This is a genomic window from Telluria sp. Soil_C_11, from assembly GCF_057657395.1.
Genome location: NZ_JBDGIN010000024.1, coordinates 1 through 23,589, shown reverse-complemented (window position 1 = coordinate 23,589; position 23,589 = coordinate 1). Strand labels below are relative to the sequence as shown.

The window sequence follows — 23,589 nt, the reverse complement described above, 5'->3', positions numbered from 1 at the left end:
ATGCACATGGCATAAGAGAAATCATCCGGGAGGACAATAAAAAAGCGGCCCGCAAGCCGCTTTTCCAGGGTGACGATACGCCGCTCAGAACTGCTCGACGTCCAGCGCCAGCACGCCGGCACTGCCCTCGACGATCGCGTGGCGCAGGCCATCCGCCTGCGACAGGATATGGTCGGCAAAGAAGCGCGCCGTGCCGATCTTGGCGCGGTAGAAGGCGGCATCGCCCTCGCCCGCATCCAGCTTCTGCTGCGCGACCAGGGCCGCACGCGCCATCTGCCAGCCGCCCAGCACGATGCCGGCCAGCTTCAGGTACAGCACGCTGCCGGCGAACACGGCGCGCGGGTCGGCCTTGGTACTGGCCACCACGAAATCGACCACGCTTTCCAGGGCCGCGCTGCCGGCCGCCAGTTGCGAGCGGATCGCAGCGAAATCGGCGCCATGGGTGGCGCCCTGCTTTTCGGCCAGCGCGGCGTCAAGCGCGCGGACCTGGGCGATGATGGACTTCGCCACGGCGCCGCCGTCACGGGCGGTCTTGCGGCCGACCAGGTCGTTGGCCTGGATCGCGGTCGTGCCTTCGTAGATGGTCAGGATCTTGGCGTCGCGGTAGTGCTGGGCCGCGCCGGTCTCTTCGATGAAGCCCATGCCGCCATGCACCTGCACGCCGTCGCGCGCCACGTTCTCGGACATCTCGGTCGACCAGCCCTTGATCACCGGGACCAGGTATTCGTAGATCGCCAGGTTGGCCTTGCGCGTGGCCTCGTCCGGGTGGCTGTGGGCGATGTCGCTGTAGGCCGCGCCGACGTAGGCCAGCGCGCGCGCCGCCTCGGTCTGCGAGCGCATCGACATCAGCATGCGACGCACGTCCGGGTGGTTGATGATGGCGACCGGGCCGCTCGAGCCTTCGACGGCGCGCGACTGCACGCGCTCCCTGGCGAAGGCGACCGCCTGCTGGTAAGCGTGCTCGGCCAGGCCGACGCCCTGCATGCCGACCCCGAAGCGGGCCGCGTTCATCATGATGAACATGTATTCCAGGCCGCGGTTCTCTTCGCCCACCAGGGTGCCGATCGCGCCGCCGTGGTCGCCGAACTGCAGCACGGCCGTCGGGCTGGCCTTGATGCCCAGCTTGTGCTCGATCGAGACGCAGTGCGCGTCGTTGCGCTCGCCCAGCGAGCCGTCTGCGTTGACCAGGAACTTCGGCACGATGAACAGCGAGATCCCCTTCACGCCCGGGGGCGCGTCCGGCGTGCGCGCCAGGACCAGGTGGATGATGTTCTCGGCCATGTCGTGCTCGCCGTAGGTGATGAAGATCTTGGTGCCGAAGATCTTGTAGGTGCCGTCGCCCTGCGGCACGGCGCGGGTGCGCACGGCGGCCAGGTCGGAACCGGCCTGCGGCTCGGTCAGGTTCATGGTGCCGGTCCACTTGCCGGAGATGAGCGGCTCGATGAAACGGGCCTTCTGCTCTTCCGAACCGGCGGTCAGCAGCGCCTCGATGGCGCCGTCGGTCAGCAGGGCGACCAGCGCGAACGCCAGGTTGGCGCCGTGCAGCATCTCCACGCAGGGGGTGGCGACCAGCTTCGGCAAGCCCTGGCCGCCGAATTCGGCCGGGTGCTGCACGCCCTGCCAGCCGGCTTCGGCAAACCCGCGGAAGGCTTCCTTGAAGCCCTTCGAAGTGGTGACCTGGCCGTCGTGCCAGAAGCTGGGCTCCTTGTCGCCCGCATGGTTCAGCGGCGCGACGACGCCGCCGCAGAACTTCGCGCTTTCTTCGAGCACCGCTTCGACGGTATCCGGGGTCGCGTCCTCGCAGCCGGGCAGCTGGTTGATCTCGGCCAGGTTGGCCAGTTCGTTCACGACGAACAGCATGTCTTTCAGAGGGGCGTTGTAGCTCACCTTGGTCTCCTGATTTTTTCGTTTACGTAAACGTCAATCGTCGGTCGCAAAAAAGGCGGGAACCCAAGTTTGCCAGCATCCTGCCAGCCTCAAACGCCAGTGGTACGCGACGAACTTGGGTTCCCGCCTCCGCGGGAACGACGTTATGGATTAGCCCAGCTCTTTCACCAGCGCCGGCACGATCTCGAACAGGTCGCCGACGATGCCGTAGTCGGCCACCGAGAAGATCGGCGCTTCCGGGTCCTTGTTGATGGCGACGATGGTCTTCGAGTCCTTCATGCCGGCCAGGTGCTGGATCGCGCCCGAGATGCCGACCGCGATGTACAGCTGCGGGGCGACGATCTTGCCGGTCTGGCCGACCTGCCAGTCGTTCGGCACGTAGCCCGCGTCCACCGCCGCGCGCGAAGCGCCCATGGCGGCGCCCAGCTTGTCGGCCAGCGGCTCGAGGATCTTGAAGTTGTCGCCCGAGCCCATGCCGCGGCCGCCGGAGACGACGATCTTCGCGCCGGTCAGTTCCGGACGGTCCGACTTGGCCAGTTCGCGGCCCACGAACGACGACTTACCGGAATCGGCGACGGCCGGCACGCTTTCCACGGCAGCGGAACCGCCTTCGCTTGCCGCGGCGTCGAAGCCGGTGCCGCGCACGGTGATGACCTTGACCTTGTCGCCCGACTGCACGATGGCGATCGCGTTACCGGCGTAGATCGGACGCTCGAAGGTGTCGGGCGAATCGACCTTGGTGATTTCCGAGATCTGGGCCACGTCCAGCTTGGCGGCCACGCGCGGCAGGATGTTCTTGCCGTAGGCCGAAGCCGGGGCCAGGATGTGGGAATACGGGCCTGCCACCGCCAGGATCTGCTCGGCGACGTTCTCGGCCAGGCCGTCGGCGAAGTGCGGCGCGTCGGCGACCAGCACTTTCGAGACGCCCGCGATCTTCGCGGCCGCTTCCGCGACGGCGCCGCAGCCCGAGCCGGCGACCAGGACGTGGACTTCGCCGCCGCACTGGGCGGCCGCGGTCACGGTGTTCAGGGTAACGCCCTTCAGCGAGGCGTTGTCGTGTTCTGCAATGACGAGTGCGACCATGATTTTCTTATCCTAAATTAGATGACTTTGGCTTCGGTGCGCAGCTTGGCCACCAGGGTCGCCACGTCCGGGACCGTGATGCCGGCCGAACGCTTGGCCGGCTCCGATACCTTCAGCGTCTTCAGGCGCGGGGTCACGTCCACACCCAGGTCTTCCGGCTTGATGGTCTCGAGCGGCTTCTTCTTGGCCTTCATGATGTTCGGCAGCGTCACGTAGCGCGGCTCGTTCAGGCGCAGGTCGGTGGTGACGATGGCCGGCAGGGTCAGGGCCACGGTTTCCAGGCCGCCGTCCACTTCGCGGGTCACGGTCGCCTTGCCATCTTCCAGCACCACCTTCGAGGCGAAGGTCGCCTGCGGCCAGCCCAGCAGCGCAGCCAGCATCTGGCCGGTCTGGTTCGAATCGTCGTCGATCGCCTGCTTGCCCAGGATGATCAGCTGCGGCTGCTCCTTGTCGGCCAGGGCCTTCAGCACCTTGGCCACGCCCAGCGGCTCGATCTCCGCGCCGGTCTCGACCAGGATGCCGCGGTCGGCGCCGATCGCCATGCCGGTGCGCAGGGTTTCCTGGGCCTGGGCCACGCCGCAGGTCACGGCCACGATCTCGGTGACCTTGCCGGCTTCCTTCAGGCGGGTCGCTTCTTCCAGTGCGATCTCGTCGAACGGGTTCATCGACATTTTGACGTTGGCGATGTCGACACCGCTGCCGTCGGATTTGACGCGGACCTTGACGTTGTAGTCGACCACGCGTTTGACGGGTACCAGGACTTTCATAGTGGGCCTTTGGAAAATGGAATGAGACTGACTAAAAATGATCCGAATTATAAAAGCAAAACTGCTTCAGCACAGAATTAAAGCACGATCGTGCGTTTTTCAGTTAGAAGAAAGTCCCTAATTCTGAGGGAATCTTGATTTGTCAGATTGAGAAAACCCGCGGGGCTGCTGCCGACCTGCCCCGTTCGGTAAAACATGTGATGTTACTTGCGGCGCAGCCAGAAGGTGAATTCGCCGTTGATCTGGGTATGCGCCAGCAGCGCGTTGCCGGTCTGCTTGGCGAAGGCCTGGAAGTCGCGCACCGAACCGGTGTCCGTCGCGACGATGCGCAGCACTTCGCCGCTCGCCAGTTCGGCGAGGGCCTTCTTGGCCTTCAGAATCGGCAGCGGGCAATTCAAGCCTCGCGCATCCAGATCCTTCTGGATCTCGATAGTGCCGGTGTCGAGTATGGTTTCGCTCATCATTTGCCTGCGGTTTGGTGGGCAGATGCCCGCATGGTACTCCAATTCCGGGATTATGACGCGCCGCACCAAAATTTGGTATGCGTGTTGCGTTGTGACAACGGCAATAATTGACAGGAAAGGAAATTGCGGTAATGCAGGATGGATGGAAACCCATCCACCCTGCCCGGGCATTACACGCGCTCGCCAACCCAGCCGGCCACGCCGGCCAGCGCCTGCGGCAGCCCCGCCGGATCGGTACCGCCGGCCTGGGCCATGTCCGGACGGCCGCCGCCCTTGCCGCCCACCTGCTGGGCGACGAAGTTGACCAGCTCGCCGGCCTTGACCTTGCCGGTGGCGTCCTTGGTGACGCCGGCGATCAGGCTGACCTTGCCGTCCGCCACCGAGGCCAGCACGATGGCGGCGGTCTTCAGCTTGTCCTTCAGCTTGTCCATGGTCTCGCGCAGGGCGTTGACGTCCGCGCCATCCATGGTCGCGGCCAGCACCTTGACGCCATTGACCTCGACTGCCTGGCCGGCCAGCTCATCGCCCTGGCCCGCGGCCAGCTTCGACTTCAGCGCGTTGACTTCCTTTTCCAGCGCCTTGACCTGGTCCTGCACCTGGCCGATGCGCGCCGGCAGCTCGTCCGGGCCGGTCTTCAGGCTGGCCGCGGCTTCCTGCAGCTTGCGGGCGGTCGCCTGCACCCATGCCAGCGCGCCCTCGCCCGTCACTGCCTCGACGCGGCGGATGCCGGCGGCGACGCCGCCTTCCGAGACGATCTTGAACAGGCCGATGTCGCCGGTGCGGGTAACGTGCACGCCGCCGCACAGCTCTTTCGAGGAGCCGATGTCGAGCACGCGCACGGTGTCGCCGTACTTCTCGCCGAACAGGGCCATCGCGCCATGCTTGATCGCGTCGTCCATCGACATGTGCTGGGCTTGCGTCGGGTGGTTCTGCAGGATCTCGGCGTTGACGATCTGCTCGACCTTCGCGATCTCGTCCGCGGTCAGCGGCGCGTTGTGGGCGAAGTCGAAGCGGGTCTTGTCCGGATCGACCAGCGAACCCTTCTGCTGGACATGGGAGCCGAGCACTTCGCGCAGGGCCTTGTGCATCAGGTGGGTCGCCGAGTGGTTGCGGATGGTGCGCGCGCGCTTGGCTTCGTCCACCTGCGCGTCGACCGTGTCGCCCACCTTCAGGGAGCCCGACTGCAGCGTGCCATGGTGGCCGAACACGTCGGCCTGGATCTTCAGGGTGTCTTCGACTTCGAAGACGCCGCCAGCGGCCTTGATCACGCCCTTGTCGCCCACCTGGCCGCCGGATTCGGCGTAGAACGGGGTGGTGTCCAGCACCACGATGCCGTCCTGGCCGGCCTTCAGCTCCTGCACCGACACGCCGTCGGCATACAGCGCCACGACGTGGGAGTTGTGCACCAGCGACTCGTAGCCGACGAACTTGTTCTTCTCGCCCGAGTACTCGACGTTGGCGGCCATCTTGAACTTGCCGGCGGCGCGCGCCGTCTTCTTCTGCTGCTCCATGGCGACGGCGAAGCCTGCCTCGTCCAGCGTGACGTTGCGCTCGCGGCAGATGTCCGCGGTCAGGTCCAGCGGGAAGCCGTAGGTGTCGTACAGGGTGAAGGCGGTGGCGCCGTCCAGGTTCTTCGGATCCCTGGCCAGCTGCGCTTCCAGGATCTTCATGCCGTTTTCCAGGGTCTCGCCGAAACGCTCTTCCTCGGCCTTCAGCACCTGCATCACGCGCGCCTTGGCGTCGCGCAGTTCCGGATAGGCGTCGCCCATCTCGATGTCCAGGTCTTCGACCAGCTTGTAGAAGAACGGCTTGGTCTGGCCCAGCTTGTGGCCATGGCGCAGCGCGCGGCGGATGATGCGGCGCAGGACGTAGCCGTGACCTTCGCTGCTCGGGATGATGCCGTCGACGATCAGGAAGCTCGATGCGCGGATGTGGTCGGCGATCACGCGCAGCGACTTCGACTCGAGGTCGGTCGTGCCGGTTTCGCGGGCGGCGGCCTTGATCAGGGCCTGGAACAGGTCGATCTCGTAGTTCGAGTGCACGTGCTGCAGCACGGCGGCCAGGCGCTCCAGGCCCATGCCGGTGTCGATCGACGGCTTCGGCAGCGGGGTCAGCACGCCGGCTTCGTCGCGGTTGAACTGCATGAACACCAGGTTCCAGATCTCGATGAAGCGGTCGCCGTCTTCTTCCTTAGATCCCGGGGGGCCGCCCCAGATGTCCGGGCCGTGGTCGTAGAAGATCTCGGTGCAGGGGCCGCAGGGGCCGGTGTCGGCCATCTGCCAGAAGTTGTCGGAGGCGTAGCGCGCGCCCTTGTTGTCGCCGATGCGGATGATGCGCTCTTTCGGCACGCCGACTTCATTGGCCCAGATGTCGTAGGCTTCGTCGTCTTCGAAGTAGACGGTGATGGTCAGCTTCTCGGCCGGCAGCGCGTAGACCTTGGTCAGCAGCTCCCATGCGAAGTGGATGGCGTCGCGCTTGAAGTAGTCGCCGAAGCTGAAGTTACCCAGCATTTCGAAGAAGGTGTGGTGGCGCGCGGTGTAGCCGACGTTTTCCAGGTCGTTGTGCTTGCCGCCGGCGCGCACGCAGCGCTGCACGGTGGTGGCGCGCTTGTACGGGCGGGTGTCCAGGCCCAGGAACACGTCCTTGAACTGCACCATGCCGCTGTTGGTCAACAACATCGTCGGGTCGTTGCCCGGCACGAGCGGGCTGGAGCGGACAATCGTGTGGCCTTTGGACTCAAAGAACTTGAGGAACTTTTCGCGTATTTCGGTGGATTTCATGGCGTAGGGGCGAGTGAGGGCAGCGTGCTATATAAAAAAATGATTATAGCGTAGCTGCTGGAAGGAATTGGGGTAGGAAATGGCAGTGTTGCAGTATTTACAATGGAATCCAGAAGACCGTCGTCCCCGCGCAGGCGGGGACCCAAGTTTGTTCGCGCTAACGTAACGCACGCAGAACCTGGATCCCCGCCTTCGCGGGGACGACGGAATGAAGGCCGCGGGACGACCTTAGCGCAGCAAGGCCAGCACCGCATTCGCCTGCCCGTTCGCCTGCGTCAGCATCGCCGACGCCGCCTGCTGCAGGATCTGGGCGCGCGTGAGCCTGGCCGTGGAGCTGGCGTAGTCGATGTCCTGGATGCGGCTCTGCGATGCCGCCAGGTTGATCGAGGAGGTGCGGGTATTCGCGGCCGCCATGTCGAGCCGGTTGCTGGCCGCGCCCACCGAGACCCGCTGCCTGTCGACGAAGTCGATCGCCTCGTCGATGTGCAGCAGGGCCACCGCCGTCCTGCGCATGTCCAGGTCCGCCAGCCCGAGGGCGGAAGCATTCATGGCCGAGAACTGCAGTTCGATCAGGTCGTTGGCGCTGGTGCCGGGGCCGGCCTGGATCTGCACCCGGCGCACGCCGGTGTCGCCGCCGATTTCGGGGAGCTCCATCCTGAAATGCCGGAGCGGCTGGTCGGCCGGGGTGGCGCCGACGTCGGGGACCACGTCGCGGGCATTGCGCGACGGCCCGCCGTCGGCATCCAGGCCGCCGATCGCGCCGGTGTCCGCATTGGTGAGGTTCATCTTCGTGGCGATGAAGGCCGCGCCGTTGGCATGGAAATCGTCCAGGAAGGCCGTGCTGCCGGCGATCTGGCCGCCGGTGACCGCGGTCAGCGCCGTGTCGAGGGTCGCGCCCTGGTTCTGGTGCAGGTAGGTCATCAGCCCCTTCATGCCGCCCTCGACGCCGAGTCCCTTCAGCTTGTCGTGCAGGTAGCGCGCGGCCGCGTAGGCGCCTTCGTAGCTGAAGCCGCCGCTGGTGACGCCATTCACGACGGCGGTCGCGCTGCTGCCGGCGATCGCGTTCGCCAGGCGCTCGTCGGACCCCTGGATCAGTTCCGCCGTCCCTTCCTTGAACCAGTCCGGCAGCGCGGCCATGTTCATCGAGCGGTCCATCACGGCGTGCACCATCTCGTGCGCGACGGTGCGGTCGTTGTACAGGAAGGCCGCGCCGCCGTCGGCCGTGCCGCCGCCGCCGAAGTCCGCCATGTCGAGGTTCAGGCTGAGGTTCCCGACCTTGCCGTTCGATTCCGTGCTGCCGGACACCGAGGCCAGCACGTTCCACTGGCCATCGGTGGTGCCGAGGTTCAGCTTCAGGGTCGCGCCATCGCCCTGGATCCCGTAGTACTTCTCGATCATGGATTCCGCGGACGCCAGCCAGCCGGTCCGGAGGCCGTCGATCACGTTGCGCTTCCTGCTGTCGCCGCCGATGCTGGTGGTGTCCTGCGCGAAGATGGCCTGGCCGTTGAACGCGGTCTCGGTGCCGACCTGGGAAATCTGCGCCAGGATCTGCATCGCTTCCTGCTGCATGGCGTCGCGGTCGCTGTCCGAGTTGGCGGCCGATCCGGACTGCACCGCCAGCTCGCGCAGGCGCTGCAGGCTGTCGCCGACGCTGGCCATGGCGCTGTCGGCCACCTGCAGCATCGAGGTCGCGTCGCCGATGTTGCGCATCGCCTCGCTCATGCCGCGCAGGTGGGACGACATGCGCGCCGCAATCGCCTGCCCCGCCGGATCGTCGACGGCGCCGTTGATGCGCGCCCCCGACATCATCTTCGCGATCGCCTGCGACGCTTCGGCCGTATGCTCGGCAAGCCGCCGCTGGGTAAACAGCGACAGGGTATTGTTATTGATCGACAGGGACATGGGGTCGTCGTTGGGCCGAAAGGCAGTAATCAGTCCTTAACGACAACCGGTTGTGCTTCTGAAGGGCTGGCTTGTATTTATTTGAAGAAGTCGGGACCGACCAGGTCGATGCGGTCCGTGCAGAAGGCATCCACGCCCCAGGCCAGCAGTTCGCGCGCACGGGCCGGCTCGTTGACGGTGTAGCAGAACAGGCCGAAGCCGGCCGCCTTGACGTCTGCTGCCAGGCGCGGCGTCAGGTGGCGGTGGTTGACGTGGATCGCGACCGCGTCCACCGCGCGCGCCCGGCGCTCCCAGTCGGGCGGCAGTTCGCGCATCAGGCAGGCGCGCGGCAGTTGCGGCGCCGCCTCGCGCGCGGCTTCCAGCGCCGCCTGGCTGAACGAGGACAGCAGCGGCGCCCGCTCCAGGCGCCCGTCCGCGATCTCGCCGGCGAACAGGGCGGCGGCGATGCGCGCGACCACCGCGCCGGTCTCGCTCTCGTAACCGGGCGCCGGCTTGAGCTCGATGTTCATCCACACGCCGTGCGCCTTGCAGAATTGCGCGAACTCGACGAACAGCGGCACCGGCTCGCCCTCGAAGGCGCGGCCGAACCAGCCGCCGGCGTCCATGCCGGCCAGCTCCAGCGCATCGTAATCGACAACATGGCCGGAACCGGCCACGGTGCGGCCCAGGAAGGGGTCGTGCATCACGACCGGCACGCCGTCGCGCGCCAGCATGACGTCATACTCGATGGCGCGAAAACCCGCCTGCATGCCGCGCCGCAGTCCGGCCAGGGTGTTTTCCGGGGCCAGGGTGCCGCCGCCGCGGTGGGCCAGGACTTTCGGGTAGCGCCACATCTCGTCTCCTCCTCGCGTGCTATGCGAACCGCGCCAGCCACAGGAAGGCGACGACGTTCACCGCGATCGTGAACCAGAACATCTGGCGGAACGGCTGCTTCACGGTCTTGTGGCGCAGCCATTGCTGGGCCAGCACGGCGCCCGGCCAGCCGCCGAACAGGCCCAGCATCAGGAGCGTGCTCTCCGGCGTGCGCCGCTCGCCGCGCCGCGCCGCCGATTTGTCGATGGCGTAAGCGATGAAGCAGGCCAGGCTCATCGCCAGGTAAGCGGCTCCGGCCAGCGGCGTCAGCCCCCACGCAAAGGAGGCTGCGGCATAAAGGAGGGCGAACAGCAGGATCGGCAGGTAGGGCATCATGGCGGCAGCTTACGCCCTGCCGTCCTGGGTGTCCACCGGGCAACCGTCTCAGTTGCGCAGGAAGTCCACCACATCCCGCGTGAAGCGCTGCGGCGCATCCAGGTAGGGGAAGTGGCCGGCGCCCGCGTACTCGAGCAGCCGTGCCTTCGGCAGCTGCCTGCCCAGCGCGCGCTGGGCCGGCAGGCCGATCGCATGATCCTCTTCGCCTGCCAGCACCAGCACCGGCATTGTCAGGCGCTCGAAGCGCCCGAAGCGGTAGGACAGGAAACCGTTGTTCCACATCGCCCCGCCCAGCTCGCCGGTATTGCGCAGGCCGCTCTTCGCATCGACGGCGCGCTGCTCCTCGACCCGTTTCATGTCGGGGAACATGGTCTCGTCGTTGACCCTCTCGCGGATGTCGTCCGGCACGGAATTGAACGCGAAGAAGCAATCGTCCGGCGTTTCCTTGCGTTCGCGGGCGGCGGCGCGCGCCTTGTCCAGCTCGGCCGGATAGCGTTTTGCCAGGAAAGCGACCCGGGCCGCGCAGGCATCCGGGATGCTCGAGGCCGCGCTGACCAGCACCAGCTTCGCCACGTGCTGCGGATAGGCGGCGGCATACTCGAGCGCCAGGGCGCCGCCGAAGGAATGGCCCATCAGCGCCAGTTTCGGCACGCCGAGCTGCCTGCGCAGGGCTTCGATGTCCTCGACCATGAGCGGGAGCGAGTAGGCGCCGTCCCAGGGACGCTCGGAACGGCCGCTGCCGCGCTGGTCGAGGTAGATCATCCTGAGCTTGCCTTCCAGGGCCTTGCCGGCCTGGGCCTCGAAGCTGTAGCTGTTGTAGCCCGGACCGCCGTGCAGGAACAGCAGCGGCGGCATACCCGGCGCTGCCTGGCCGGCGACCTTGTACCACAGGCGCACGCCGTTGACGACAGCCTGGTGCTCGCCGGCCTGCATGGCGGGGTTGGCGGACTGCGCGGTGGTCGCGGTATTCGCGGAAGCGGCCGCATGGGCGGCCGGCAGGCAGCAGAAAGCCGCCAGGGCCGCTGGCAGGATCAGGCTGGAACGCATCATCTCTCGGATCGTTGTAGTTGTAATTACGTAATTATAGAGAGGATATCCACGCCTGCGAAGCCGGGTCCCTGTCCAAGCTGTCCGCACTGTCCGTTAATGAACGTACGGAGGGATCCGGCCAAAGGGCCTACCCTCCTCCTTCGACTGTCTCAACATCGGAGGAAATCATGGGCTTTGATTTAGGCAACCTGCTGCAGCAATACCTGGGCGGCGGCGCCAACGCCAACCAGGCGCAGGCGACGGACGACTTCGACCGGGTGGCGCAACAGGCGCCGCGCGAAGAGGTGGCGCGTGGCGTGACCGAGGCGCTGCGCTCGGACCAGACGCCGCCGTTCCCGCAGATGGTCGGTCAGTTGTTCGGCCACAGCGACCCGAACCAGCGTGCCGGCATGCTCAACCAGCTGATCGCCAGCCTCGGGCCGCAGCTCCTGTCCGGCGTGGCCGGCGGCGCGCTCGGCAACCTCCTCGGCGGCGGGCAGAACCGCGTCACGCCGGAACAGGCTTCCCAGCTGTCGCCCGAGCAGGTGCAGGACATCGCCGCCCATGCGGAGCGGCAGAACCCGGGCATCGTCGACCAGATGGGCAATTTCTATTCCGAGCATCCGACCCTGGTGAAAGCCCTCGGCGGCGCCGCGCTGGCGATTGCACTGGGCCACATGGCGCAGGGCATGCAACGTCGTTAAATCCAGAATCATCCACAAGGAGAACAGCATGGGCATTCTAGGCGACATCTTCCACAAGATCTTCCCTGGCCGTCATCCGGCCAACACGCAGGCGCAGACCGGCGGCACCGCGGCGCCATCCGGCGGCGCCCCGCAGGCCGCGCCGGCCCCGGCCCCGGCTCCGGCGCCGGCGCCACAAGCGCCAGCGCCTTCCGCCGGCACGGCCGCCGCCGCGCCGCCGATGCAGGAGGTGGACGTCGAAGAGGTCCTGACCAATATGCAGAAGCAGTCGGGCCAGCAACTGAACTGGCGCACCTCGATCGTCGACCTGCTGAAACTCCTGAACCTGGACAGCAGCCTGCAGGCGCGCAAGGAACTGGCCGCCGAGCTGCACTACACCGGCGACACCAACGATTCGGCCAGCATGAACATCTGGCTGCACAAGCAGGTGATGAACAAGCTGGCGCAGAACGGCGGCAAGGTGCCGGCCGATTTGCGGGATTGAGAGCGATTGCAGGGCGCAGGCTTGCGGCGCCCTGCGCGCCCCATGCGGGACGGTTTTGTTAAGATCAGGAAATCGGCCCGCTGCACTTTTGTGATGATGCTTTCGACAAACCAACAATCCAGCACCAAGGACTTATCCGAACAATCCAGGAAGGTGCTGGCCATCCGCGACGAGGTCTTCGCCGAATGGGAGCAGCGCGTGCGCAGCCTGATCCGGGGCGCGGATGAGGTCAGCCATCCCGTGCTGCTGGATACCCTCCCCCTGTTCTACGGGAATATCGCGGAAGCGCTGAGTCCTGGATTCGACCGGGAAAACGCGGCCAGCGATTCGACCGCCGCCACCGGCCATGGCAGCGAACGCGCGCGCACGACCGAATACAAGGCCGTCGAGATCGTCCACGAATACCAGCTGCTGCGCGACGTCCTGCTGGAGGTCGCCCGGCGCCACGGCATCCTGTTCACCGACGACGAGTTCCGCATCATCGGCTCTTCCTTCGACCAGGCGATCCGCGATGCGATCGAAGAATTCACCGCCCTGCAGCGGGCCTTCCGCGAACGGGTCGCCGCATCGCTCACGCACGACATGCGCAGCCCGCTGTCGGTGATCGTGTCGGGTGCGGAACTGCTGCTGGCGACCCAGCCGGGCACCTCGGAAAAGATCCTCCAGAAGATCCTCGAAAACGGCTTGCGCCTGGAGCAGATGATCCAGGAGCAGCTCGACGCCATCAGCCAGCCGGCGGCGCAGTCCGCGCCGCTGTCGCTGGCGTCGCTGGACGCGCTGGCGCTGGCCAGGGAAGTCGCCGAGCACGTGAACGATACGACGCCGGCGCACTGCGCAGCGGGCGGCGAATCCGTGATCGGCTGGTGGGACGAGCGCGCGCTGCGGCGTGCCCTCGAAAACCTGGCCTCGAACGCCGCCAAGTACGGGGATGGCCGCGAAGTCATCCTGAACGTCGCCCAGACCCACGGCCGCGTGATCATGTCGGTCCACAACGACGGCAACCCGATCCCCGACGAGCGGCGCAAGGACATCTTCGAATACCTGAACCGCGGCGAACAGTCCGACAAGATCGGCTGGGGCATCGGCCTGCCCTTCGTCCAGGAAGTCGCGAAGCGCCACGGCGGCACCGTGGTGGTCGACAGCTCGGCCCAGTCGGGGACCACCTTCACCATCGATATTCCGATCGACGCCCGCGCGTTCAACGGGCCCGGACTCAGTCCGCCAGGCTGACGTTGGCCGGCGTGCCGCAGGAGAAGCAGTAGCGCGTCAGCGCGTTCTTGCGCACCGTGCACACCGGGCAGCGGTCGAACAGCTGGAATCCGCAGTGCGGGCAATGGGCCAGGGTCTCGTCCTGGTAGTTGGTGGGCCGCTCGCAGGACGGGCACAGGCCCTTGCCGATGCGTCCCATCACGAGGTCGTAGCGCATGCCGGTCTTGCGCTGCTGCTCGGGCAGCGCCTCGATGGTCTTCTGGCGGGCCAGGTAGGCCTGCAGCCAGCGGATCGCATAGCGGCCGCAGACCACGGTCAGCGCGATCCCGACGATATAGCGCACATAGCCGCCGTAGCTGGGCAGGTAGGGCACCAGCTCGACGAAGAAGGCGAACAGCGCGAACAGGATGAAACCCCAGGCGAACGGCCAGTAGGTGCCGTTGCGCTTGTGCTTGAACAGCCATCCGGCCACCAGCAGCAGCGGCAGGGTCAGCGCCAGCCGGTACCCGAACACATGCAGCTCGGCACGGCGCGCCGCCTGCTCCGCCTGCTCCTGCGCCGGCACCAGCGCCGCCGCATGCTCCTGCCGCGCCTTCTGCTCGGCCTGGACCGCATCCAGCCGGGCCTGCTGCTGGGCCTCGACCGCGGCCAGGGCCGTGCGTTCGGCGAGCGCCAGGTCGTCGAGCGCGCGGGTGCGCGCGATCAGCTCGGCATCCTGCTCCGGGCGCACGGTGGCGTGGCGGGTCGCAATCCAGTTGTCGAAGGTGGCGCGCGCGCTGCGCGTGTTGGCCTGCGCCACTTCGTATTGGTGCTGCGCCTGTTCGAGCGCGCGGTCGGCCTCGATCCGCGCACTGGACGCGCGGGCGATCTCGGCACGGTACTGCGCGGCGGCGTCCGGGTCGAGCATGGCCTGCGCGGTCGGCGCAGGGTCGAGCCCGCCCAGGCTGTCGATCACCTTCCCTCCGAGGCCGATCAGGAAGCCGGCGAAGATGATGGCGACCAGCCACAGCGCGCGGTGCATCCAGGTTTCGGTCAGGCGCAGGCCTTTGTTCATGATGGCTTTCTCCTTGGCGTCGGTGGGAACGATCGCAGATTGCCATCGCCGGAGACGCCATGCCAGATCAAAACCGGGATGCCTGCGGGGTGCTACCGCGGGTAGCGGATGGCGCTACCCGGTCACGATGAGGTGGCCCAGCGGCGGCAGCCCTCGACGCTGCGCTCCGGGTTGGTGCCCCATTGCTCCCTGTCGATCCGCTTCTCGATTTTGGCGAACTGCTTGAGGAAGGTGTCCTTGTCTTTCGCCAGGCAGGCCATGTAGGCGTAGCTGTTCAGGCGCGAGGGACTGTCGGGATAGCGGGCCATCAGGTCTTCGAAACCCTGTTTCATCTTGTCCCAGTCGGCATGGCTGTTCTGGAACAGCAGATGGCCGAACTGGTCATCCGCTGCGGTCAGGTACAGGCGGGTGTACATGCCCTGGCCGAACCGGTCGCGCGTCTGCTCCGTGGCGCGCTTGATGAAGTCGTCGACCATCCGCGGGCTGCCTCCCCATTTCGGCAGCAGGCTTCCCAGGACCTCGAAGTAGAGGTTGGTGTCGTCCGGATTGCGCTTCAGGCCGTCCTCGGCAATGGCCAGCATCTGCTCCCGGCGAAAGCCCAGGCCCCGGCCGATCTCGAGCAGGACCTCGTGCGCATAGCTGTCGGCCAGGGTGACCTCGGCATGGGCGTTGATGTAGTCCGCCGCGCGCCGCAGGTAGGCCTCGAAGTCCTTCCACGCTTCCGGCGGCACGTCGTTCACATACCCGCCACCGCGGTAGGACCATGCGTGCCTCACCAGCGACTCGGCATGCAGGGCGTGCGCAAACGCCGACTTCGGATGTTCGTTGGCCCACTGCAGCGTGAGGATGTCCAGCTCCTTGTGGTAGGCCTCGGCATTCTCCACCTTATTGTTGAGCACGAGGTACAGCCCCTTGCGGAACAGGGAGATCTGGGAGAGCCCGCTCGGTTCGATACGGCCCGGCTGCCTGAAGTTGGCGTTCTGCCTCTCGATTTCGTCGAAGTCTCCGGCCCAGAATGCGTCCCGCGAGGCGACCGTGACGGGCGACAGGACCGGTTCGGCCGCGCGCGCCAGTCCGCCGGACGCCGCCAGCGCCAGCGTCACGGACAGCACGACACGGCGCCAACCTGCGATCGATGCCTGCGGGTTCATGGTTTCTCTCCTTTCGGTGGGTCCAGCGTCCAGACCATCTGGAATACGGGAGACAAGGCGGCGCCGGGCCTGGCCGCTTCGCTGCCCTGCCACCCCTGGTGGAGCGACAGCGCATCGAAGGTGTTCTCGAAAGCGACCGGACGCACGCCGCGGATGCCGGGCACCGTGATCTTGCGTTCCACGACATTCACCTCGACGGGCTTGCCCGCCGCGTCGAAGCGGCGCGAGATCGTGGTCGTCCCCGACACGTCGAAGCGCTGGGCCAGCCTGGGATAACGCGGCGCGGCTCCGGCTTCCTGTTTCGACGTGTCTTCGGCCTCCGCTTCGAACGCGGGGCCGTAGCGGTCCATGGCGCCGATCAGGCTGGCGTAGCGGAAAGCGTTGAGCGCCGCCGCGGGGCTCGTCCCTTGCGCCAGGCTGACGAGCATCCACCAGCGTTTGAGCTCGCATTGGCTCTCCCCTGCCAGGTCCTTGTACTTGACGCCATTGCCCAGCAGCTCAGAGGCTAGATCTGGCGGCAACGCCAGCGGAGGCCGTTCGCCACCGGCCTGGATCTTCTCGACGGCGGCCATGGCGGCGTCCTGGGGAAGCGGGCTCGGCCACGGCGGGAGCTGGAGTGCGGGACGCGGCTTGCCCCAGTGCTCGAGCAGGCGGCGCTCGGCCGCCAGGGCTGCCTGGCGCTGCCCTGGCGGCATGGCCTGGATGCGCATGATCCTGCTCGCGAAATCGTTGAAGCGGCGATCGCCGGAATACTGGCAGGCGGCGGGCGTCGCCTTCAGGACGTCGAGCGTGGCCTTTTCGTAGGCCGGATCGCCCGGCTCCAGCTGCCAGAGCGCCAGTTCGTTCAGCACACGGGCAAAGACCGCGAAGAACACGTAGCCGTCAGAAGGCTTCCCGTCCTTGGCGCGCTGTACGCGTCGCTCTTCCTCGATCCAGTCCGGCAGCAGTTGCTGGATCCGGGCCAGATGGGCAGAGGCGATGCTTTTCGCCTCCGCGCGCAGGTCCGCGTCGAGATGCACCTGGTCCGGCAAGCGGAACGGCAGGGCCAGTTCGGTGCGGATCTTCGCCGCCATTTGCATGGCAGAGTCGTCGGCCTTGGTGGGCGCCGCACCAGCCTGGCAGGCAGCCCCCATGAAGAGTCCGACGACGAACAGCTGTCCAAGTCTTACCCTGAAATCTGCCACGTTGTCCTCCAGAAAACTTCACTATACGAAGTTCTTAGAAGTATGACAACCCCAGCGCCTTGCGCACCTCATCCATGGTCTGCGCCGCCACCTCGCGCGCCGTCGCCGTGCCCTGCTTCAGGATCTGCAGGACCTGGCCCTTGTCCTTGGCAAACTCCTCGCGGCGCGCGCGGATCGGCGCCAGCATCTCCTGCAGGATGCCTTCCAGGCGCTTCTTGACGACGGAGTCGCCCAGGCCGCCGCGCACGTAGTGGGCTTTCATTTCGGCCAGGCCTTCCTTGTCGGTGTCGAAGGCGTCGAGGTAGATGAAGGCGACGTTGCCTTCCAGGTGGCCCGGGTCGGACACCTTCAGGTGCAGCGGGTCGGTGTAGACCATCTTGACGGCGGCGCGGATCTCGTCGGCGCTGGCGCCCAGGTTGATGGTATTGCCCAGCGACTTGCTCATCTTGGCGCGGCCGTCGGTGCCCGGAAGGCGGCCGACTTCCGGCACGATCGCCTTGCACTCGACCAGGATGTCCTTCTCCGGGGCATAGGTGCGGTTGAACTTGCGCACGATCTCGTTGCACTGCTCGATCATCGGGATCTGGTCATCGCCCACCGGCACGATACTGGCCTTGAAGGCGGTGATGTCGGCGGCCTGGCTGGCCGGGTAGGTCAGGAAGCCGGCCGGGATGTCGCGCTCGAAGCCGCGTTGCACGATTTCCGCCTTGACGGTCGGGTTGCGCTCCAGGCGGGCGACCGTCACCAGGTTCAGGTAATAGAAGGTCAGCTCGGCCAGTTCCGGGATCTGCGACTGGATCAGGATGGTCGATTTGGCCGGATCAATCCCTACGGCAAGGTAATCGAGCGCCACCTCGATGACGTTCCGGTGTACCTTACCTATGTCATCCATGTTGTCCGTGAGCGCCTGGGCGTCCGCGAGCATGATGAACTGGCGATATTGATCCTGGTAAGTTACCCGGTTGCGCAGGCTGCCGACGAAGTGGCCGAGGTGCAGCGGCCCGGTGGGCCGGTCGCCAGTCAGGATGACAGATGCGGTTGCGGTGGGGGTTTGCAGACTCATCGGGGTTCCTTTTTATCCTTGCCCCGATCCCGCCGCGCCATTGACAACGCCACCTTGAATCGAGGCGGCGTTCATTGATTCACATTCAACTCTCTGGCCGCACGCTGTTAGCGGCGCCACCAGGAAACGAGAACGGAATGTGTATTCGAAAAATTCATGGATGGCATGGTTGCAGGTTGCTGCATCGCTGTCAACCGCTGGCTTACCCGCCGGTCGGCCATCGCACGCCCGACATCATGGACTGGAGAGCGCCTCCATGAATTTTTTATTGCAATAAAATTAATAAATTGGTGATTTATGGATTCTACGAAGAGCACGAACAGCCAACACCGACCGCTTGAACTCTGGGGCGGCCTCGAATGCACCGTCAATCGCGTCCGCGATGACTATTTCCACCAGCTCGATCGCAACGGCCACGCCACCCGCCCGGCCGACATCGAGCGTTTCGCCTCGCTGGGCATCCGTGCGATCCGCTATCCCGTCATCTGGGAGCGCACCGCTCCCGACGGCATCGAGCATGCCGACTGGCGCTGGGCCGACGAGCGCCTGAACGCGCTGCGCGACACCGGCGTGACGCCGATCGCGGGCCTGATCCACCACGGCAGCGGCCCGCGCCACACCAGCCTGGTCGACCCGGCCTTTGCGGAACAGCTGGCCGAATATGCCGGCGCGGTGGCCGCGCGCTACCCGTGGCTGGAGTACTACACCCCGGTCAACGAGCCCTGCACCACGGCCCGCTTCGCCGGCCTGTACGGCGTCTGGTACCCGCACGGGCGCGACGACCGCACCTTCATCCAGGCCCTGCTGAACCAGTGCCGCGCGGTGGTGCTTTCGATGCGCGCGATCCGCGCGGTCAATCCGGATGCGAAACTGGTGCAGACGGACGACCTCGGCAAGACCTACAGCACGCCGGAGCTGGCCCACGTGGCCGAGTTCTATAACGAGCGCCGCTGGCTGGCCTGGGACCTGCTGTGCGGCATGGTCGGCCCGGAACACCCGCTGTGGAACTACCTGACCAGGACCGGCATCGACGAAGCCGAGTTCCTGTGGTTCCGCGACAACCCCTGCCCGCCCGACATCATCGGCGTCAACTACTACGTGACCAGCGAGCGCTGGCTGGACCACCGCCCGGACCGCTACCCGCCGCACCACCGCGGCATGGCCGACGGCATCCCCTGCGCCGACATCGAAGCCTCGCGCGCGCTGGCGACCCCGACCGCCGGCATCGCCCCGCTGCTGTCCGAGATCTGGGAACGCTACCGCATCCCGCTGGCCATCACCGAAGCCCATATCGACGCCAACCGCGAAGACCAGCTGCGCTGGCTGCTGGAAATCTGGGAAGCGGCCAAGGAAGTGCGCAGCAACGGCGTCGACCTGCGCGCCGTGACCGTCTGGTCGCTGCTCGGCTCCTTCGACTGGAACAGCCTGGTGACCCAGAACCGCGGCTATTACGAGCCCGGCCCCTTCGACGTGCGCGCGCCCGAGCCGCGCCCGACCGCGCTGGCGCGCATGATGCGCGAGCTCTCGCTAGGTGCCCCGCTGTCGCATCCGGTGCTGCGCGGCCAGGGCTGGTGGCGCCGCCCGGGCCGCTTCCTGTGCCCGCCGGTGGCGACGCCCGCCGCCGTCACGTCCATTACGGCCGACGGCCACACCCTGGTCGGCACCGGCAGCCGCCCGATCCTGATCACCGGCGCCAGCGGCACCCTGGGCCGCGCCTTCGCCCACCTGTGCCGCAAGCGCCACCTGGCCTTCCGCCTGCTGTCGCGCCAGGAGATGGACATCACCGACGCCGACTCGGTCGAGCGCGCGCTGGCCCATCACAAGCCGTGGGCAGTGATCAATACCGCCGGCTATGTGCGGGTGGACGAGGCCGAGACCGACGTCGAACGCTGCATGCGCGAAAACGCGATCGGCCCGGCGATCCTGGCCGCCGCCTGCGCCCGCCACGGCGTGCACCTGACCACCTTCTCCAGCGACCTGGTGTTCGACGGCCGGCAGGACAGCCCGTACCTGGAGAGCAGCAGCGTCGCGCCCTTGAACGTGTACGGCCGCAGCAAGGTGGAAGCCGAGCAGCGCGTGCTGGACAAGCATCCGGGCGCGCTGGTAGTGCGCACCAGCGCCTTCTTCGGCCCTTGGGACCGGCACAACTTCGTGACCCTGGCCCTGCAAGCGCTGGAGCGCGGCGAACCGTTCACGGCGGCCAGCGACCTGACGGTGTCCCCCACCTATGTGCCGGACCTGGTGCACGCCTGCCTGGACCTCGCGATCGACGGGGAGTGCGGCATCTGGCACCTGGCCAACGCCGGCGGCGTGACCTGGGCCGGGCTGGCTCTCAAAGCGGCCGAGGCGGCCGGGGTGGATGCCAGCCGACTCGATGCGAGGCCGGCCTCTGCCTACGGTTTCGCCGCCGCCCGTCCGGGCTACGCGGCAATGAGCAGCGAGCGCGGCATCCTGCTGCCCGCGCTGGACAATGCCCTGGCCCGCTACCTCGAGCTGCGCAAGCAGGGCGATCCGGAGATGGAGGAACTGATCAAGTCGATGGAGACGCGCCAGCCGCTGGCGGGCGAGCACCGCCAGCAGGAGGAAACGCCGGTCGAGGCGTTCCAGGCGCAGCGCTCCTGATGCCGGCTGGCGCGTAAAAAAACGCCACCCTCGCTGGGGTGGCGTTCCGGTGCCGGCGTGCGGTGCGCCCGCTTGCCTTGCTTACTTGCTGGCGACCTGGGTCGGCACTTTGGCCGGTTCCGCCTTCGGTTCGGCGGATTTCACTTCTCCGTCCCACCAGCGCTGCGCCGCTGCGCGGTCGAATGCCGGCAGGGGCGCCGTCTCGATGGCCACGTCCTTCAGCACCGGGAAGGCGGCGCGGAACACGCCGATGTCCCTGTCGGCGGCGTTATCGATCGACACGTCCCAGGTGCCGCCGGACATGCCGGTCACGGCCTGGTCGATCAGCGGCACCACCGGGCCTGCGCGGAACTCGTTGCCCACGCGCTCACGCAGCTTGGCGGTGATCCGGCCGACATAGGTCACCGAATTCGGCTTGACCTTCAAATCGGCGACCAGCGGCACCGAAAACAGGCTGTTGATCGGAAATGCGCTGGCTTTGCCGGTCACGTCCATCAGCCTGTATTCGCCGGCGACCAGCGCCATGCGGACCAGGTACAGGTCGTGGCCATTTTCCTGGAGCGAATCGGTGTCCTTGCTGAACTTGAAGTTCTGACGTTCTTCCTTGTTCTGGGCGCCCGGCTTTTCGAGCTTGACGACGAACGGCTCGGGGACATAGCGGCTGCCATCGGAACGCGACACGTCGACGGTCATGAGGACGATCGATTTTTCCTTGGTATCGATGGCTTTGGTCTGCTTGTCGAATGCCATCGGATTGACGGTCGCGCAGCCGGTAACGACAAGGCCTGCGAGGGCGGTGGCTGCAATACGGATCAGTTTATTCATCATTTTTTATCCCAGTCTTAGAAGTAAAGATTTGCTGAAACGCCGACGTGGCTGCCGTCGACGTCCTTGTAGCCGCGCGCCTTGAAGGTTTCGTTCACGTAGCGCAGCTTGACGCCGAACCTCGGGTTGACGAAATACTCGGCCTCCGCCACGGCACTGGTGGTGTTATCGAAACTCACGTCGATGCCGTTAGCGACCCCGCTGCCGCTCAGTTTCGGGCTGCTCGTGTAGCGCACGCCACCGCCCACGCGCCAGGACGGATTGGGCTGGTAGTAAGCGATCAGCTCGACCGGAAAGCGCTCGAACTTGACGTCGCCATTCCTGGCGTTGGCGCGGTCGACGTGGTAATTGACGGTGCCCTGCACCGAGAATTCGGGGGTGAAGCGGTAATCGACACCGGCCGTGAAATACACCAGTCCGCCGGCATGGATGTTGACGTTGATGCCGTCCTCATAGTGGGCGCTGGCGAGTTCGTCGCCACCGCCGCTCAGGCCCATCCCGAGGAGGAAACGTGCCGGCGAAGCCGCCGGCGCCGGCGCAAGGCTTTGTGCGTGGGCCGCGCCGGTCGCGAACAGGCAGGTGAAAGCGATAAGAAGTCTTTTCATGCACATCTCTCATTATTGTTATCAAGAGTGCATGAGTATAGGAGTCGGTTTCCGCAGCGAAATGTAAAGACGAAAATAAAGTTGCAAGTGTTGCATTAAAACAACCGGCTCGAGTGCTCAGGCCAGCCGTTGCGCGACCATAACGAGATGCTTTTCGGGATACTGGTCGAATTCGAGATGCCTGCATGCGCATCCGGCCTCCGCGATGACGTCGAGCAGCCCCGGTATCCCGAGCGTGCCGTAGTAGACCTCCGGACCCATCGTGGCATCGACGTGGGTGTCCTCGGCATCGAGTCCGCCGGCGCTGAAGATGAATACGCCGCCGGGTTCCAGCGCATGCATCAGTTTCAGCATCAGGGGACGCTGTTCTTCGAGCCTGACGTGCCAGATGCTGTCCCAGGCCGAGATGAAGCGATAGGCGCGCCGGGGCTGCCATGCGCACACATCCGCATGGTGAAGAAGAACGTCCGGATCGGCGTCCCTGGCCAATGCGATCATGCATTCGGAGATGTCGATGCCTTCGATCCGCAATCCGTGCCCACGCATCAGCGCGTTGAATCGGGTATTGCAGCCGCAGCCGACGTTCAGCGCCCATCCGTCGGCGCCGCCCTGGACAAAGCGCAGCGCCTGCTCATGCTGGCGAATGCCGTTGGCCGGGTTGAACCGGCCGTCCAGCCAGCGTTCGGCGATGCCGTCGTAGGCGGATGCGATGGCGGAGTGGTCCATTCGTCGGGTTTCCTTGCGTGGGCTGTCAACTATGTGCGACTCCGAACGGACTGCGCCGCCCGGCATGCGTAAATATGGATCACTCGTCAAGAACAACTCGCCATCCAGGCAAACAGGAGATTGACATGGGCAACCTCGACTCACAGACATCCACCATGCTGGCCGTTGTTGTGGTTCTCGTTCTGATTGCGCTAGCCGCATGGTACTTCGTCCAGAAAAAACAATCCGAGAGATTGCAGCAACGCTTCGGATCCGAATATAGCCGAACCGTGGAGGCACTTGGAAGCCGGGCAAAGGCCGAATCGGAGCTCAAGGCGCGGGAAGAGCGTGTCGGAAAGCTGAATATCGTGCCCTTGTCGCAAGCCGACGCTGCCAGGTTCACGCAGGCGTGGGCGAACCTGCAGATCAGTTTCGTCGATAATCCACAGGGCGTCGTCGCCCAGGCCGACCAGCTGGTTCGCGAGCTGATGGCGAAACGCGGGTATCCCGTGGCCGATTTTGAACACCGTGCGGCCGACATCTCGGTCGATCACCCGGCCGTCGTGGAGAATTACCGCGCCGCGCAAATCATCGCCGCACGCGATGCACGCGGCGAAGCTACTACTGAAGACCTGCGCAATGCGGTGGTGCATTACCGGGTTCTCTTCAATGAGCTGCTCGAGGTCGGGTAAGCAAGGCCGGGGCAAGGGGTGGCCCTGACTTTCCAGCGACAACCTGCCGAGTGACGGCTGCGCCGGCTGCTCGCCACCAAGGGCGTTATAAAAGGTTCTACGCGTTTGCTGGGAGAAGTTGGGATTGACGATCTGAGCAGATAGTGGTGGCGGTGGTTTGGAGTTGGTAGATTGATAGTCGCCAAACAAGT

The 23,589-nt window shown here is 65.9% G+C and carries 21 protein-coding genes; 5 read left to right on the top strand and 16 right to left on the bottom strand.

The genetic code is table 11. The annotated features are described in order from the left end of the window. Nucleotides 1-84: 84 nt before the first annotated feature. The 9 genes from AC3A6M_RS23330 to AC3A6M_RS23290 form a co-directional block, all read right to left on the bottom strand. Complete coding sequence (locus AC3A6M_RS23330) at nucleotides 85-1,887, bottom strand: acyl-CoA dehydrogenase (RefSeq protein WP_487855108.1); 1,803 nt, start codon at nucleotides 1,885-1,887, stop codon at nucleotides 85-87. A gap of 150 nt (nucleotides 1,888-2,037) precedes the next feature. Continuing rightward, nucleotides 2,038-2,970, bottom strand: coding sequence for an electron transfer flavoprotein subunit alpha/FixB family protein (locus tag AC3A6M_RS23325; protein WP_487855107.1), 933 nt, complete (start codon nucleotides 2,968-2,970; stop codon nucleotides 2,038-2,040). A 17-nt stretch (nucleotides 2,971-2,987) separates the two neighbouring features. Further along, complete coding sequence (locus AC3A6M_RS23320; RefSeq protein WP_487855106.1) at nucleotides 2,988-3,737, bottom strand: electron transfer flavoprotein subunit beta/FixA family protein; 750 nt, start codon at nucleotides 3,735-3,737, stop codon at nucleotides 2,988-2,990. A gap of 203 nt (nucleotides 3,738-3,940) precedes the next feature. Continuing rightward, nucleotides 3,941-4,168: a sulfurtransferase TusA family protein gene (locus tag AC3A6M_RS23315; protein ID WP_435570236.1), complete on the bottom strand. Its 228-nt coding sequence runs from the start codon at nucleotides 4,166-4,168 to the stop codon at nucleotides 3,941-3,943. 203 nt (nucleotides 4,169-4,371) lie between these two features. After that, complete coding sequence (gene alaS, locus AC3A6M_RS23310; protein ID WP_487855105.1) at nucleotides 4,372-6,981, bottom strand: alanine--tRNA ligase; 2,610 nt, start codon at nucleotides 6,979-6,981, stop codon at nucleotides 4,372-4,374. 228 nt (nucleotides 6,982-7,209) lie between these two features. Next, a complete protein-coding gene (locus AC3A6M_RS23305; RefSeq protein ID WP_487855104.1) occupies nucleotides 7,210-8,883 on the bottom strand; it encodes a flagellinolysin in 1,674 nt (557 codons plus the stop codon). 77 nt (nucleotides 8,884-8,960) lie between these two features. Beyond that, nucleotides 8,961-9,716, bottom strand: coding sequence for a glycerophosphodiester phosphodiesterase (gene ugpQ, locus AC3A6M_RS23300; protein ID WP_487855103.1), 756 nt, complete (start codon nucleotides 9,714-9,716; stop codon nucleotides 8,961-8,963). 19 nt (nucleotides 9,717-9,735) lie between these two features. Next, nucleotides 9,736-10,071, bottom strand: a complete 336-nt coding sequence (locus AC3A6M_RS23295) for a DUF1294 domain-containing protein (RefSeq protein ID WP_487855102.1) — start codon at nucleotides 10,069-10,071, stop codon at nucleotides 9,736-9,738. 48 nt (nucleotides 10,072-10,119) lie between these two features. After that, the gene (locus AC3A6M_RS23290) at nucleotides 10,120-11,121 is read right to left on the bottom strand and encodes an alpha/beta fold hydrolase (RefSeq protein WP_487855101.1); all 1,002 of its coding nucleotides are present in this window, start codon (nucleotides 11,119-11,121) and stop codon (nucleotides 10,120-10,122) included. 167 nt (nucleotides 11,122-11,288) lie between these two features. Here AC3A6M_RS23290 and AC3A6M_RS23285 point away from each other — a divergent pair, with 167 nt between their 5' ends. The 3 genes from AC3A6M_RS23285 (at nucleotide 11,289) to AC3A6M_RS23275 (ending at nucleotide 13,518) form a co-directional block, all read left to right on the top strand. Then, complete coding sequence (locus tag AC3A6M_RS23285) at nucleotides 11,289-11,804, top strand: hypothetical protein (protein WP_487855100.1); 516 nt, start codon at nucleotides 11,289-11,291, stop codon at nucleotides 11,802-11,804. Nucleotides 11,805-11,832: 28 nt separating this feature from the next. Beyond that, complete coding sequence (locus tag AC3A6M_RS23280) at nucleotides 11,833-12,288, top strand: DUF3597 domain-containing protein (RefSeq protein ID WP_487855099.1); 456 nt, start codon at nucleotides 11,833-11,835, stop codon at nucleotides 12,286-12,288. Between the two features lie 93 nt (nucleotides 12,289-12,381). Continuing rightward, nucleotides 12,382-13,518: a sensor histidine kinase gene (locus AC3A6M_RS23275; protein ID WP_487855098.1), complete on the top strand. Its 1,137-nt coding sequence runs from the start codon at nucleotides 12,382-12,384 to the stop codon at nucleotides 13,516-13,518. Here AC3A6M_RS23275 and AC3A6M_RS23270 read toward each other — a convergent pair. From AC3A6M_RS23270 to trpS, 4 genes are all read right to left on the bottom strand, one after another. Then, on the bottom strand, nucleotides 13,502-14,551 hold the full coding sequence (locus tag AC3A6M_RS23270) for a serine endopeptidase (RefSeq protein ID WP_487855097.1): 1,050 nt from the start codon (nucleotides 14,549-14,551) through the stop codon (nucleotides 13,502-13,504). The two genes, AC3A6M_RS23275 and AC3A6M_RS23270, sit on opposite strands and share 17 nt — an antisense overlap. Nucleotides 14,552-14,673: 122 nt before the next feature. Continuing rightward, nucleotides 14,674-15,702, bottom strand: a complete 1,029-nt coding sequence (locus AC3A6M_RS23265; RefSeq protein WP_487855096.1) for a DUF4034 domain-containing protein — start codon at nucleotides 15,700-15,702, stop codon at nucleotides 14,674-14,676. After that, the gene (locus tag AC3A6M_RS23260) at nucleotides 15,699-16,886 is read right to left on the bottom strand and encodes a hypothetical protein (RefSeq protein ID WP_487855095.1); all 1,188 of its coding nucleotides are present in this window, start codon (nucleotides 16,884-16,886) and stop codon (nucleotides 15,699-15,701) included. Before AC3A6M_RS23260 ends, AC3A6M_RS23265 begins: the two co-directional genes overlap by 4 nt. Nucleotides 16,887-16,920: 34 nt before the next feature. Continuing rightward, entirely contained in the window at nucleotides 16,921-17,949 is a 1,029-nt protein-coding gene (trpS, locus tag AC3A6M_RS23255) for a tryptophan--tRNA ligase (protein WP_487855094.1), read from the bottom strand. A gap of 297 nt (nucleotides 17,950-18,246) precedes the next feature. Between trpS and AC3A6M_RS23250 the strand changes: the two genes are divergently transcribed. Further along, on the top strand, nucleotides 18,247-20,571 hold the full coding sequence (locus tag AC3A6M_RS23250) for a family 1 glycosylhydrolase (protein ID WP_487855093.1): 2,325 nt from the start codon (nucleotides 18,247-18,249) through the stop codon (nucleotides 20,569-20,571). Nucleotides 20,572-20,652: 81 nt separating this feature from the next. Here the strand turns inward: AC3A6M_RS23250 and AC3A6M_RS23245 are convergent, their stop codons facing one another. The 3 genes from AC3A6M_RS23245 to AC3A6M_RS23235 form a co-directional block, all read right to left on the bottom strand. Beyond that, nucleotides 20,653-21,399: a hypothetical protein gene (locus AC3A6M_RS23245; protein WP_487855092.1), complete on the bottom strand. Its 747-nt coding sequence runs from the start codon at nucleotides 21,397-21,399 to the stop codon at nucleotides 20,653-20,655. Nucleotides 21,400-21,413: 14 nt separating this feature from the next. Further along, complete coding sequence (locus AC3A6M_RS23240) at nucleotides 21,414-22,001, bottom strand: outer membrane beta-barrel protein (RefSeq protein ID WP_487855091.1); 588 nt, start codon at nucleotides 21,999-22,001, stop codon at nucleotides 21,414-21,416. Nucleotides 22,002-22,118: 117 nt separating this feature from the next. Continuing rightward, nucleotides 22,119-22,727 carry a class I SAM-dependent DNA methyltransferase gene (locus tag AC3A6M_RS23235; RefSeq protein ID WP_487855090.1) on the bottom strand — a complete coding sequence of 203 codons (609 nt, stop codon included), beginning with the start codon at nucleotides 22,725-22,727 and terminating at the stop codon, nucleotides 22,119-22,121. A gap of 125 nt (nucleotides 22,728-22,852) precedes the next feature. Between AC3A6M_RS23235 and AC3A6M_RS23230 the strand changes: the two genes are divergently transcribed. Then, entirely contained in the window at nucleotides 22,853-23,398 is a 546-nt protein-coding gene (locus AC3A6M_RS23230) for a hypothetical protein (protein WP_487855089.1), read from the top strand. The last annotated feature ends 191 nt before the right edge of the window (nucleotides 23,399-23,589 follow it).